The sequence below is a fragment of the Variovorax sp. 10N432 genome (assembly GCF_056394465.1).
Genome location: NZ_JBFTHX010000009.1, coordinates 55,483 through 68,032, shown reverse-complemented (window position 1 = coordinate 68,032; position 12,550 = coordinate 55,483). Strand labels below are relative to the sequence as shown.

Annotated in this window: 14 protein-coding genes and 1 riboswitch; of the genes, 6 read left to right on the top strand and 8 right to left on the bottom strand. The window is 70.4% G+C overall.

All coding sequences use genetic code 11. The features are described from left to right. Positions 1-7 precede the first annotated feature (7 nt). Positions 8-229, top strand: coding sequence for an FmdB family zinc ribbon protein (locus tag AC1DF3_RS12975; protein ID WP_286532775.1), 222 nt, complete (start codon positions 8-10; stop codon positions 227-229). Positions 230-247: 18 nt separating this feature from the next. Here the strand turns inward: AC1DF3_RS12975 and AC1DF3_RS12970 are convergent, their stop codons facing one another. Further along, positions 248-1,948 (bottom strand): SulP family inorganic anion transporter, encoded by a 1,701-nt coding sequence (locus AC1DF3_RS12970; protein WP_286532776.1) that lies wholly within the window; start codon positions 1,946-1,948, stop codon positions 248-250. A 70-nt stretch (positions 1,949-2,018) separates the two neighbouring features. Here AC1DF3_RS12970 and AC1DF3_RS12965 point away from each other — a divergent pair, with 70 nt between their 5' ends. Then, positions 2,019-3,416: a coniferyl aldehyde dehydrogenase gene (locus tag AC1DF3_RS12965; protein ID WP_478139840.1), complete on the top strand. Its 1,398-nt coding sequence runs from the start codon at positions 2,019-2,021 to the stop codon at positions 3,414-3,416. 10 nt (positions 3,417-3,426) lie between these two features. Here the strand turns inward: AC1DF3_RS12965 and AC1DF3_RS12960 are convergent, their stop codons facing one another. Beyond that, the gene (locus AC1DF3_RS12960; protein ID WP_286524395.1) at positions 3,427-4,281 is read right to left on the bottom strand and encodes an AraC family transcriptional regulator; all 855 of its coding nucleotides are present in this window, start codon (positions 4,279-4,281) and stop codon (positions 3,427-3,429) included. An 89-nt stretch (positions 4,282-4,370) separates the two neighbouring features. Here AC1DF3_RS12960 and AC1DF3_RS12955 point away from each other — a divergent pair, with 89 nt between their 5' ends. Then, on the top strand, positions 4,371-5,615 hold the full coding sequence (locus AC1DF3_RS12955) for an MFS transporter (protein WP_478139839.1): 1,245 nt from the start codon (positions 4,371-4,373) through the stop codon (positions 5,613-5,615). An 18-nt stretch (positions 5,616-5,633) separates the two neighbouring features. Here AC1DF3_RS12955 and AC1DF3_RS12950 read toward each other — a convergent pair whose 3' ends face one another. From AC1DF3_RS12950 to AC1DF3_RS12935, 4 genes are all read right to left on the bottom strand, one after another. Further along, positions 5,634-6,146, bottom strand: a complete 513-nt coding sequence (locus AC1DF3_RS12950) for a 6,7-dimethyl-8-ribityllumazine synthase (RefSeq protein WP_286532786.1) — start codon at positions 6,144-6,146, stop codon at positions 5,634-5,636. An 87-nt stretch (positions 6,147-6,233) separates the two neighbouring features. Continuing rightward, positions 6,234-6,392, bottom strand: a riboswitch (FMN riboswitch). A 105-nt stretch (positions 6,393-6,497) separates the two neighbouring features. Beyond that, entirely contained in the window at positions 6,498-7,592 is a 1,095-nt protein-coding gene (locus AC1DF3_RS12945) for a DNA glycosylase AlkZ-like family protein (RefSeq protein WP_286532788.1), read from the bottom strand. A gap of 11 nt (positions 7,593-7,603) precedes the next feature. After that, positions 7,604-8,179, bottom strand: a complete 576-nt coding sequence (locus tag AC1DF3_RS12940) for an NnrU family protein (RefSeq protein WP_286532790.1) — start codon at positions 8,177-8,179, stop codon at positions 7,604-7,606. A gap of 48 nt (positions 8,180-8,227) precedes the next feature. Continuing rightward, entirely contained in the window at positions 8,228-8,737 is a 510-nt protein-coding gene (locus AC1DF3_RS12935) for a GNAT family N-acetyltransferase (RefSeq protein ID WP_478139838.1), read from the bottom strand. Between the two features lie 126 nt (positions 8,738-8,863). Between AC1DF3_RS12935 and AC1DF3_RS12930 the strand changes: the two genes are divergently transcribed. From AC1DF3_RS12930 to AC1DF3_RS12920, 3 genes are read left to right on the top strand one after another with little or no spacing between them, the layout of a single operon-like run. After that, on the top strand, positions 8,864-9,514 hold the full coding sequence (locus tag AC1DF3_RS12930) for an FMN-binding negative transcriptional regulator (RefSeq protein WP_286532795.1): 651 nt from the start codon (positions 8,864-8,866) through the stop codon (positions 9,512-9,514). 2 nt (positions 9,515-9,516) lie between these two features. Beyond that, on the top strand, positions 9,517-9,921 hold the full coding sequence (locus tag AC1DF3_RS12925) for a hypothetical protein (RefSeq protein ID WP_478139837.1): 405 nt from the start codon (positions 9,517-9,519) through the stop codon (positions 9,919-9,921). Further along, positions 9,905-10,465 carry a hypothetical protein gene (locus tag AC1DF3_RS12920; RefSeq protein ID WP_478139836.1) on the top strand — a complete coding sequence of 187 codons (561 nt, stop codon included), beginning with the start codon at positions 9,905-9,907 and terminating at the stop codon, positions 10,463-10,465. The genes AC1DF3_RS12925 and AC1DF3_RS12920 overlap by 17 nt, the downstream gene beginning before the upstream one ends. A 6-nt stretch (positions 10,466-10,471) precedes the next feature. Here the strand turns inward: AC1DF3_RS12920 and AC1DF3_RS12915 are convergent, their stop codons facing one another. Then, entirely contained in the window at positions 10,472-11,350 is an 879-nt protein-coding gene (locus AC1DF3_RS12915; protein WP_478139835.1) for a sugar phosphate isomerase/epimerase family protein, read from the bottom strand. 8 nt (positions 11,351-11,358) lie between these two features. Next, positions 11,359-12,546 carry a dihydrodipicolinate synthase family protein gene (locus AC1DF3_RS12910; protein WP_478139834.1) on the bottom strand — a complete coding sequence of 396 codons (1,188 nt, stop codon included), beginning with the start codon at positions 12,544-12,546 and terminating at the stop codon, positions 11,359-11,361. Between the last annotated feature and the right edge of the window lie 4 nt (positions 12,547-12,550).

The window sequence follows — 12,550 nt, the reverse complement described above, 5'->3', positions numbered from 1 at the left end:
GGCGGCCATGCCCAGCTACGACTACGCCTGCGAGCGCTGCGGCCCCTTCGTCGCGCGTCGGGCGCTGGCCCAGTTCGACCAGCCGGCGCCGTGCCCGGCATGCGGGGCCCCGTCGCGGCGCGCGCTCACTGTGCCTGCTGCGGGACCACAGCGCCGCCGCGCCGCACCGGCCGAGGACGCGGGTTACCGGCGGCTCAGGCACGGCGGCGCCTGCGCCTGCTGCCCGTAGCCGTACCCAGACCGGAGGTCAACTGGCGGTGATCTCGGCCGCGGGCTGCGGCGCTGGCACCCGGCTCAGCGCCGCCAGCGCCTCCGCATCCGTGCGGTAGCTGAACAGCATCGGCCCCGGCGCCAGCAGCCCGGCGCGTTCGAGCACCTGCTGCGCCGGCAGCTTCAGGCCCGAGATGTGCAGCCGCACGCCCTGCGACTCCAGCAGGCGGCGGATGCTGCCGAACACCTCGGCGCCGGTGATGTCGATCCGGTTGATCGGGTAGGCGAACAGGCAGACGTCGGTCAGCCCGGGCCGCTGGGCCAGCGCCACCGTGATGGCGCGCTCCAGCGTGCTGGCGGATGCGAAGTCGAGTTCGGCGTCCATGCGCAGCGCGTACAGGTCGGGCGCCAGTGGTGGCAGGTGCCACAGGTGGCGGTCGCGCAGGCTGCCGTCCGGGTGCAGGCCGACCTCGATGATGCGCGGGTGCAGGTGGCGGTACATGTAGTGCGCCAGCGCCGCCAGCAGGCCGCCCAGCACGCCCCAGTAGATCGACGGCGCGGTGGCGATGGTCAGCGCGAAGGTGCCGAGCGCGATCGCGGCCTCGATGCGCGAGATCCGCCACAGGGCCACGAAGGCCGAAGGCCGCAGCAAGCCGATGGTGGCGGTGGCGACGATCGCGGCCAGCACCGCCTGCGGCACGTGGTAGAGCAGCGGCATGGCCCACAGCAGCGCGGCCGCCACCACAGCCACGCTGAACAGCGTCGCCCACTGGGTCTTGGCGCCGGCATACAGCGTGATGGCCGAGCGCGAGAACGAGGAGCTGGTCGGGAACGATCCCGTCAGGCCCGAGGCGATCTTGCCCAGCCCCTGGCCGATCAGGTCCTGGTTCTCGTTCCAGAGCTTGCCGGCGCGGGCGTTGTCGACCTTGGCGCTCGATGCGGTCTCCAGGAAGCTCACCAGCGTGACTAGGAAGGCCGGCAGCAGGAGGTTGCCGAGCTCGTTGACGGTGAGGCCGCCCGGCCAGTAGAAGTGCGGCAGGCCCGCGGGCAGCTTGCCGATCACCGCGCCGCCGTTCAGCGCATAGCCGACCGCGGCACTGATCGCCGCGGCGGCCGCGACCAGCGCCATGGTGGTCGGGAACTTGGGCGCCAGCCGCTTGCCGAGCCACAGCATCGCCATGCCGCCGAGCCCGAAGGCGATCGCGACCAGGTCGGGCAGCGGGCCGTGCATCAGCTGGACCACCGAGCGGCCGGTGTAGCCCAGCAGGGCCGGCAGCTGCGACAGCGTGATCAGCACCGCCGCGCCCTGCGTGAAGCCCATCAGCACCGGCGAATTGACCATCCGCAGCAGCCAGCCGAAGCGGGCCGCGCCCAGCGTGACCTGCATCAGTCCCGACAGCAGCGTGAGCCAGACCGCGTAGGCCACCCATTCGGCGCTGCCCGGGATCGCCAGCGGCGCCAGCGAGGCGCCGACCAGCAGGCTGGTCAGCGCGGTGGGTCCGACCGACAGCCGGGCCGAGGAGCTGAAGAGCAGCGCGACCAAGGCCGGCAGCAGCGCGGCGTAGACGCCGGTCACCAGCGGCATGCCCGCCAGCGCCGCGTACGCCACGCCCTGCGGGATGACCATCAGCGCGACGGTGACGCCGGCCGCGGCCTCGTTGACGAGGAGGGCCCGGTCGGGGCGTGGCCAGGTCAGGAAAGGGAGCCAGCGCTCGAGCTGGACGCGGGTCAGGGCCATGCGCGGTGTCCGCGGGGTGTTGGGGAATGCACCCGCCGATGATACGAAAGCGCCAAGGTAGATTCCCTCCATGACCGAACTGCGATCCCTTTTCGATGCCCAGCACCGGGCCAGCCGCGAGACCGCCGACCTGTCGGTCGCCGAGCGGCGCGATCGCGTGCGGCGGGTGCAGCGCCTGCTCGACCAGCACGGGGAAGCGATCTCGGCCGCGGTCGAGGCCGACTTCGGCGTCCGTTCCGCGGCGCTCACCGAGGTGGCCGACCTGCTGGTGCTGCGCAGCCTGCTCAAGCAGCTGCTGCACCGCCTCGAAGCCTGGAGCCGGCCGGTGCGCGTGCGCACGCCGCTGCAGCTGAAGCCCGCGCGGGCCTTCGTCCAGCGCCAGCCGCTGGGCGTGGTCGGCGTGATCTCGCCCTGGAACTATCCGCTTCAGCTGTCGCTCGGGCCGGCGGCGACCGCGCTGGCGGCGGGCAACCGCGTGATGCTCAAGCCGAGCGAGCTCACGCCGCGCACCTCGGCGCTGCTGGCCGAGTTGGTCGCGCAGGCTTTCGCCCCGCAGGAATTCACCGTGGTGCAGGGCGATGCGGACGTCGCCGCGCGCTTCGCGAGCCTGCCCTTCGACCACCTGTTCTTCACCGGCTCGACCGCGGTCGGCCGCAAGGTGGCGCAGGCCGCGGCGGCCAACCTGACGCCGACCACGCTCGAGCTGGGCGGCAAGTCGCCGTGCATCGTCGATGCCTCGGCCGACCTCGAAGAGGCGGCGCTGCGGATCGCGCACGGCAAGCTGCTCAATGCGGGCCAGACCTGCATCGCACCCGACTATGTGCTGCTGCCGCGCGGCCGCGAGGATGCCTTCGCGGCCGCCTGGCAGCGCGCGGTGACACGGTTGTTCCCGCGCTTCGACGGCAATCCAGACTACGCATCGATCCTGGGCGAGGGCCACCTGGCGCGCCTGCGTGCGCTGCTCCAGGAGGCGAAGGACAGCGGCGCCCGCATCGAGCAGGCGGCCGCTGCCGGGCCGCCGGGCTCGCGCCAGCTGGCGCCGGCGCTCGTCATCGGTCCGGACGCCGGGCTGCGGCTGCTGCGCGAGGAAATCTTCGGCCCCATCCTGCCGGTGCTGCCCTGCGACGACGGCGACGAGGCGATCCGCTACATCAATGCCCGTCCGCGGCCGCTGGCGCTCTATTGGTTCGGCACCGACACGGCGGCCCGCGACCGCGTGCTGGCGCGCACCGTGAGCGGCGGCGTGACGGTCAACGACACGCTGATGCACATCGTGCACGACAACCTGCCGTTCGGCGGCGTCGGCGAAAGCGGCTGGGGCGCCTACCACGGCGAGGCCGGCTTCCTGCGCTTCACCCAGCAGAAGGCGGTGCTGGTGCAGTCGCGCTGGTCGGCCGGCGCGATGATCTACCCGCCCTACGGCGAGAGGTTCCGCCGCATGATGAAGCTGCTGCGCCTGCTGGGATGAGGCTCGGGCGTCAGCCGCGCTTCTTGTGCTGGAAGGCGGTCGGGGACTGCCCGGTGGCGGCCTTGAACATCGCGCAGAAGGCGCTGTCGGTGGCGTAGCCGCTGGCCGAGGCCACCAGGCTCACCGCCATGCCGCGCGCCAGCAGCGGCAGCGCATGGGCCAGCACCGCCTGCTGGCGCCACTGCTGCCAGCTCATGCCGAGCTGGTCGCGAAACAGCCGCGCCACGGTGCGCTCGCTGGCGCCGATCTGCTGCGCCCGCTCGGCCAGCGTGGCCCGGTTGGCCGGATTGCGCAGCAGCGCCTCGCACAGCTGGCGCAGGCGCTTGTCGGTGGGCAGCGGCACGTCGATGCGGATCTGGGTGGCGCGCTCGAGCTCGTCGACCAGCAGCGGCGCGATCCAGCGCTCGCGCTGGGCGGCGTGCGGGTCGGCCGGCGGCAGCCCGTCGGGCGTGGTGTCCAGCGCCAGCATCAGCGCGCGCAGCAGCGGACTGATCTCGAGCACCTCGCAGCGCTCCCAGGCCGGGCCCAGCCAGCTGTGGAGGTAGACGGTGCGCAGCTCGGCATCCTCGATCAGCGAGATGCTGTGCGGCATGTCGGCTGGTACCCAGAGGGCGCGCGAGGGCGGCACGATGTAGCTGCCGTCCTCGGTGCTCAGGCGGATCACGCCCCGGGTCGAGAAGGTCAGCTGCGGCCAGGGATGCTGGTGCAGCTCGACCTGCGTGTCGGCGTTGAGGAAGTGCTCCTTGGCCCGCAGCGGACGCAGCGCATCGGGCGCGTAGAGGTGCGGCGTGAGCGGCCCGACGCTGTTGGCGGGCGCGGAGCCGGGAGCGCGGTCGGTCGCGGAAGGGGCAGCGATGGGCGGCATGAATTCGACAAATCTTGTCTCGGTATCGCCATTCTGCCGCTCCGGCCCAGCTTAGGATCGACCCCCGAGCCAGTTTCTTGTAGCAATCCATGTCTTCCGCCACCCATTCCCCCGCCGCGCCCACCGTGCGTTCCGACGTCAAGCTGATCGGCCTGGTCGGCCTGGCGCATGCGGTCAGCCACTTCAGCCAGCTGCTGCTGGCGCCGCTGTTCCCGTGGCTGAAGGACGCCTTCAACGTCAGCTACACCGAGCTCGGCGCGGTGCTGACCGCGTTCTTCGTGGTCTCCTGCGTGGTGCAGGCCGCCTCGGGCTTCATCGTCGACAAGCTCGGCCCGCGGCCGGTGCTGTTCGTCGGGCTGGGGCTGCTCGGGCTGGCGGCCTTTGGCTATGCGCTGGCGCAGAACTACTGGATGCTGCTCGGCGCGGCTGTCGTCGCGGGCGTCGGCAACGGCGTGTTCCATCCCGTGGACTACACCCTGTTCAACCGCAAGGTGGCGCCGACGCGCCTGGGCCACGCCTACAGCGTGCACGGCATCACGGGCAGCCTGGGCTGGGCGCTGGCACCGGCCATGATGGTGCCGCTGGCGATGGCTTTCGGCTGGCGCGTCGCGCTGGCGGCGGGCGGCGGCGTGGCGGTGGTGGTCCTGCTGGTGCTGTGGCTCAACCGCAGCGTGCTGTCGCTCGACGTCAAGGCGGTGCAGCACGCGACCGGCACGGCCGGCCCGGCGGCGGGCGGCGAGTTCGCCTTCCTGAAGATCCCGGCGGTCTGGATGTGCTTCGGCTTCTTCTTCTTCTATGCCATGGCCCTGAGCGTGGTGCAGACCTTCGCGCCGTCCGCGGCCGGACGGCTGCACGACGTGCCCGTGGCGCTGATCGCGATGTGCCTGACGATCTACATGGTCGCCAGTGCGGCCGGCATGGTGGTGGGCGGCTTCCTGGCTTCGGACCCGACGCGCTGCGAGCGCATCGTCGGTGGCGGTTTCGGGGTGGCGGCGGGGCTCGCGCTGGTGCTGGCCCTGGCCGACTTCGCGCCGGTGCTGGTGCCGGTGATGTTCGGCGCCATGGGCTTCGCCTCGGGCATCGCCGGGCCGTCGCGCGACCTGCTGGTCAAGCGCTCGACCCCGGCCAATGCGACGGGCCGCGTCTACGGCGTGGTCTACGCGGGTCTCGACATCGGCCAGGCGGTGGCGCCGCTGATCTTCGGGCGCCTCATGGACCACGGCCAGTACGTCAGCGTGATCGTCGGGCTGGCGGTGGTGCAGGGCGTGCTGATCGCCAGCGCCTTCAATGTCCGGCGGGTGCGGCGCGAGGCGCTGGTGCCGGCCTCGGCCTGACGCCGCTCCGCCGCTCGCTCAGGCGGCGATCAGTGCCTCGACGCGGCGCAGGCCCTCGATGGTCTTGACGCAGGCCTCGGCGGCCTCGGTGCCCTTGATCGCGAAATGCCGGTGGAAGTACTTGCGGTGCTCCACGTGCTCGTGGAAGTGGTGCGGCGTCAGCACCGCCGACAGCACCGGCACGCCGGTCTCGAGCTGCACCCTCATCAGCGAATCGACGACCGTGGCGGCCACGAAGTCGTGGCGGTAGATGCCCCCATCCACCACCAGCGCGCAGCCGACGATCGCCGCATAGCGGCCCGAGCCGGCCAGGCGCTTGGCATGCAGCGGGATCTCGAAGGCTCCCGGCACGTCGAAGACGTCGATGGTGTCGACCGGCACGCCGAGGCGCTTCATCTCGGCCAGGAAGGCGTCGCGCGCCTGGTGGACGATGTCCGAATGCCACTGCGCCTGCACGAAGGCGATGCGCTGGCCGCGCGGTGCATCGGCGGCCGGAATGGCGGAGAGGGGAAGGTCGTTGATCTGACTCATGGTTTGCCTTTGCAAGGATTGCCTGAATCAGGGCGCACGAACCCGCGGCAGGGGCCGGCACGCGACGGCGCCGACCCCGCCACGGGGTCGCGCTCTCTTTCATCCGGACTGTGACCGTCGGCCCCGGGATCGCACCGGGTCTGCTGACCCTGCGGCGAGTTGCCTCGCCGCAGGCGCTCGCGGGCTCGTGCAGCCTGGGCTGCCATCACCGCCGGTGGGGAGTTTCACCCCGCCCTGAGAACGCTTGCCTCGACGGTTGTCGAAGCAGCCCGGATTCTAGGCAAGTCGGCCGCGGCGCGCTGTCGCCCACGAGCCAAGTCCCATCGCGGGGCAGGGCCGCGCCACGGCGCATCAGCGGGCGGCCAGGAATTGCGCCATGCGCTGCAGCTCGTCGTCGAGCGCGGCACGGAACGCGGCGCCCTGCGGCTGGCCTGCGGCGTAGCCGAAGGCGGGTTGCAGCCGGCCGTCGCGGGCCGGGACGTTGGCCCAGCCGATCACCTGGTCCCGCCACAGCATCGGCAGGGCGTAGTAGCCGAACTGCCGCTTCTCGGCCGGGGTGTAGGCCTCGAACTTGTACGTCCAGCCCCATAGCAGCGTGAAGCGGCGGCGGTCCCAGACCACCGGGTCGAAGGGCGCGAGCAGGCGCAGTTCATCGTCCGGCGTGTGGCGCTGCGAGCGCGGGTTCTCGTCGGCCGGCCAGTACCAGGTCGTGCCGTCGATGCGGCAGCTGGCTAGCTGCTCGCGCGCCAGCGCCAGCGCGGCTTGCGTCTGTGCCGACAGGTGCGGGGCGCCGTAGCCAAGCAGCCGCACCAGGTAGGTGAGGCTCGCGGCCGGCAGCGGCGCGTACTTGCGCACGATCAGGTCGACCAGCGCGGCGGCGCGCCGGGCGCGGCCGGCCGGGCTGTCGTCGGCGGGCGGGTGGGTCACCGCCTCGTAGATGCGGGTGCCGCCGTCGCGCCGCTGGACCCGCAGCAGGCCGCGGTAGTGCATGTCGTCGAGCAGATGCGTGCTGGCATTGCTGGAGCCGCCCCAGTAGTTCTTCATGCGGCCGTGCGCGAATTGCAGCTCGACCGCGCGCGGATGCACCGGCCCGCGCTCGCGCACGAAGGCCAGCACCTCGGCCGCCTTGCGCCGGGTCTCGGCGTCCCAAGGGCGGGCGGCCTCGCGCGGGTGCATCAGCGCCAGGTGCTCGCGCGGCAGGAAGCCGTAGTTCACGAGGCAATCCTCCTCGACCGCGAGCCGCGCGTAGCGGCCTTCGAGGTCGCCGGCGCGATAGTCCTTGACGCGATGGCGCAGGGTCAGGTCCTGGGCCCGCGCAGGGGCGCGGATCGGATCGGCCTGCACGAAGCCCAGGCGCCGGATCGCGGCCGGCAGCGTGGTGGGCGTGAAGAGGGTGCGCGCCACCGCGTAGCGGCGCAGGTGTTCGAGCGTGGGGTCGGTGGGCATGCGGTGGTGGGTCAGCCGAGCAGCGGCATGCCCGTGAGCCATCCGTGGACCTTGAACAGGAAGGCGGCATACACGCCCAAGCCGCCGACCACCACGACGATGTCGTTCACGGCGCTCGGCGGCGCACCGGGCACGCTGCGCGGCACCGCGCGGCGCTTGACGGAAATGCGGTCAGCCACGGCCCAGGCGAGAAAGGCGCCGAACAGGAGCACATCGGCCAGCGTGCCGTTGGCCAGCAGGTGGGCGGTGGCCCAGAGCTTCACCGCCAGCAGCATGGGGTGCCGCGCCGCGCGTTGAATGCGCCCGGGCAGGTAGGCGGCGAAGAGCAGTGGAAACACCGGCAGCATCAGCAGCAGCGCGAGATGCCGCATCCCGGCAGGCGGCGTGTAGAGCACCACGGGGGTCAGGCGTGCCTGACCGTATCCATGAATGAGCAACAGCAATCCGGCCAGCGAGGCCAGGGCGTACATGCCTTTCCACGCCCGCTCGCCGCGTCGCGCCACCTGCGCATCGCGCCAGGCGGGCGCGACGATCGACACGGAATGGATGCCGAGGAACAGGACGAGGCCGATGACGAGAAGGGACATGACGAACGCTCCGGATGGTGTTCAACGGTCGTTGGGAGGCGAATCAGCTTACAGCCAGGAGGGCTTGGCGATGAAGGCCTGCCTTGCCTGTCGATCGAATCCGGCGGATTCATAGAACTGGAATGTGGCTTCGTCCTTCCTGCCGGTCATCAGCATGACCTTGTAGCAGCCTCGGGACCAGGCGACGGACAGAGCCTCTGCCAGGACGGCCTTGCCGAACCCGCAGGCGCGGTGCTCCGCCTGGGTGACGACATTCTCGATGACGCCGTAGGGCCTGCCGCCGCGCGTGAGGTTCGGGATCACGGCCAGCGTGCAGCTGGACACCAGTTGAGATTCGACGAACGCCCCGAAGTAGCGAATGCCCCAGTTCGCCTGGATTTCATGCCAGACCGCTTCGATCCGCGTGGGTTCCGGAAGGGGCTCGTCGGCGTCGTGGAGATGTTTGTAGAGATGGAGCAGTGCGGGAAGGTCGGAGTGGGCGAGCTCACGTATTTGCATGGGCGGATCGATCGGAGAGCGGCTTCTATTTTGTTCCCCGCATCCTATCGATGCGGCCACGCGATGACATGGGAAAGGTCCGAAAGCCGGCCAGTGATTTCAGACGGTTCCAAGTCTTCGCCTTGGACGCCACGGCTACCATTGCGCGCATGCAGGCGCGTCCCGGTCGTCGCTCGAAATTTCCCCATGTACGTTCCCAGACACCATGAACTGCCCGGCAGCGATGCCGCCCACGCATTGATCGAGGCCCATCCGCTCGGCGCCTGGGTCGTGCCAGGTGCCGACGGGCTCGTTGCCAACCATCTGCCGTTTCTTCTGGATCGGTCGCGCGGCAAATTCGGAACCCTCCTTGGCCACGTTTCACGAGCCAATCCGGTCTGGCGCCAACTTGATGCATCGAAGCAATCGATCGTCATGTTCCAGGGTCCCGACGCCTACATCACGCCGGCTTGGTACCCGGGCAAGCGCGAGCACGGAAAGGTCGTCCCGACCTGGAATTACGAGGTCGCGCACGCGCATGGTGTCGCACGAGCCATCCACGATACGGGCTGGTTGCGCGATCTGCTGGCGCGCCTCACGGCCGACAACGAGGCGGCACGGACCATGCCGTGGACGATGGCAGACGCGCCGAGCGAATTCATCGACAAGCTTCTCCGGGCCGTCGTCGGCATCGAGATTCCGATCGACGACCTCGTCGGCAAGCGCAAGGCAAGTCAGGACGAGGAACTGCAGGACCGGTGGGGCACCGTGAAAGGTCTGATGGCCGAAGGCAGCGACAACGCACTGGCGATGGCGTCGCTGGTGCGAAACGCGATCGGCCGGTCCGAGGGCGCCTGACCATGCCCGCGCAACACCCGCTGCCGACGCACCTGTGGGTGCTCGCCGTGCTGTACTTCATCGCCAGCCTGGCGCATTTCACCCACAACGCCGAGTTCATCGCCTTCTATCCCAACATGCCGAAGCGGCTCACGCAGGAGCATGTGTACCTTGCATGGCTGGCGATCACCTGCCTCGGCATTGGCGGGCTGCTCCTCGTTCGGCGCGGCCTTCGCGCCTTGGGCTTGGTGCTGATCGCCGCATACGGCGCCATGGGCCTGGACGGCCTGGCGCACTACACACTGGCGCTGTGTTCGGAGCACTCGGTCGCGGCCAACGCCACCATCGGAGCCGAGGCCGCGAGCGGCGTGGCCCTGATGCTCGCGGCGTTGCTGCAGACAAGGAATGTAGATGCCGTTGATCGATGACTTCCTGCCCGTTTTTCAGTTCCGCGAGCGGCACGCATTGATCACCCGCGCGACGCCCAAGGCACTGCTGAACGCCGTGCTTCTCCCAGGCGTGGCCGAAGATCCTTTGGCGCGCTTCTTCATCCGCCTGCGCGAGGCACCGGACCGCCTGCTCGGCGCCCGAAGCGGCCTGGCCGGGCGCCCCGCCTTCGGCATCGAGGACTTCATGATCCTGGGCCGCGACGCCGACCGCGAACTCGCCTTCGGGCTGGTGGGACGCTTCTGGCAGCGCGACTACGGCCTCATCACGCTGGCCCACCCGAGGCAGCAGTTCGCCGGCTTTTCCGAACCCGGGCTGGCCAAGCTGGTGCTGAATGTCAGCACCGAAGCGCTGTCCGGCGGACGCACGCGACTGATGACCGAAACCCGCGTGCATTGCATCGACGCCAGTGCACGACGTCGCTTCACGCCGTACTGGTGGCTGATCCGTCCGGTCAGCGGATTGATCCGGCGCCGTCTGCTGGTGCGGATCGATGAAGCCGCCTTGCGGGCGCATCATCGATGAAGTCGTTCACACCGCGCTGCGATGCCGCTCGATGCAGGTGACCAGCGTCTCTTCGCCCGAGCGCTGCCACCAGTCCAGCGCCGAGAAGATCTCGACCTCGCTGAAACCCTCGAAGCCCGCCGCTTCGACCCAGCCGCGGATCTTGCGCAGCTCGACCACGCCGTCGCCCATCATCCCGCGGTCCGACAACAAGTCGCGCGTCGGCGTGAGCCAGTCGCAGACATGGTAGGCCAGCAGGCGTTCGCGGCCCGCCCGCGCGATCTGCTGCTGCAGCTTCGGATCCCACCACACGTGATAGATGTCCAACGCCACGCCCAGCATGCCCGAGCGTGCGGCGTCGAGTTCGTCGCACAGGTCGAGTGCCTGCTCCAGCGTGTTGATGCAGGCCCGGTCGGCCGCCTGCATCGGGTGCAGCGGTTCGATCGCGAGCGGCATGTCGACCTGGCGCGCGTAGTCGAGCGACGCCGCGATGCCGTCGCGCACCTCGCCGCGCGCGCGGCCGATGTCCTTGTAGGCGGCCTTGCCGTCGAGCGCGCCGGGGAGGGCGCCGACCACCAGCACCAGGCAGGGGGCGTCGAGCGTCTTCGCCTCGTCGATGGCACGGCGGTTGTCGTCGAGCGCGGCCCGCAGGCCGGCCCCATCGGGCGCCGGGAAGAAGCCGCCGCGGCAGTAGCCCGAGAGCCCGATGCCGTGGGCCTTCAGCTGCCTTGCGACTTTGGCCAGCCCGACGGCGGCGACCTGGTCGCGCCAGGGGCTGATCGCACGGATGCCGTGTTCGGCGCACTGGTCGATGATCCGGTCCAGCGGCACCTCGGCGCCGCGCTGCTTGCGGATCGTCGCGGTGTTGATCGACAGCCAGTCGTGGTTCTGCGAGAAGTCGCGCATGGCCGGCCTCACCCCTCGACGCCGTGCAGCGCCAGCAAGGTCTTCATGCGCCGCACCGCCAGTTCGGGCTGCTCCAGCAGGTTGGCCGCATCGGCGAGCCGGAACAGTTCCGCGAAATGCTGCAGCGAACGCGTGCTCTGCTGGCCGCCGACCATCGTGAAGTGGCTCTGGTGGCCATTGAGCCAGGCCATGAAGACCACGCCGGTCTTGTAGAAGCGCGTCGGCGCCGCGAAGATGTGGCGCGACAGCGGCACTGTGGGCCCGAGGATGGCGTGGAACTTCTCGACCTTGCCCTGCGCCAGTTCGCCCAGTGCCGCGCTCGCGGCCGGCGCGATGGCGTCGAAGATGCCCAGCAGCGCGTCGCTCTGGCCGTGGGTCTTCTCGCTGCCGTGGCCGTCGCCCGCGATCAGCTCGGCATAGTTGAAGTCGTCGCCGGTGTACATGCGAACGCCCGGCGGCAGCCGCCGGCGCATCGCGATCTCCTTGTCCTTGTCGAGCAGCGAGATCTTGATGCCGTCGACCTTGTCCGGATGGGCTGCGATGATGCCTAGCGCGGTGGCCATCGCGGCATCGACGTCCTTCGTTCCCCAGTAGCCCGCCAGCGCCGGGTCGAACATGTCGCCCAGCCAGTGCAGCACCACCGGCTGCTTGGCCTGGCGCAGGATGCGGTCGTACACCCGCTCGTAGTCGGCCGGGCTCTTCGCGACCCGGGCCAGCGCGCGGCTGGCCATCACGATCAGCTTGCCGCCCAGCGCCTCGATCGCCGCCATCTGCTCTTCGTAGCCGCGGATCACGTCATCGACGCTGCGGACCTCGTCGATGTTCAGGTGGTCGGTGCCGCAGCCCGAGGCCACCAGCGCGCCCGGCACGTCCTTCGCTGCATCGAGCGAGCGGCGGATCAGCTCCAGCGAGGTCGGCCAGTCCAGGCCCATGCCGCGCTGCGCGGTGTCCATGGCCTCGGCCACGCCCAGGCCCAGCGACCACAGGTGGCGGCGATAGCCGATGGTGGCGTCCCAGTCGACCGCGCTTTGCAGCCAGGGGTCGATGGCGGCCAGCGGGTCGGCCACCACGTGCGCCGCCGAATAGGCGATGCGGTTGAACTTGACGCCCGCGGGCGGCCGCACCGGCGCGCTGCCGCGCAGCGCGTACGGCGCCAGCGCGCCGCCGGCCACGGGGAGGGTGAGCGAGAGGGTCATGGCG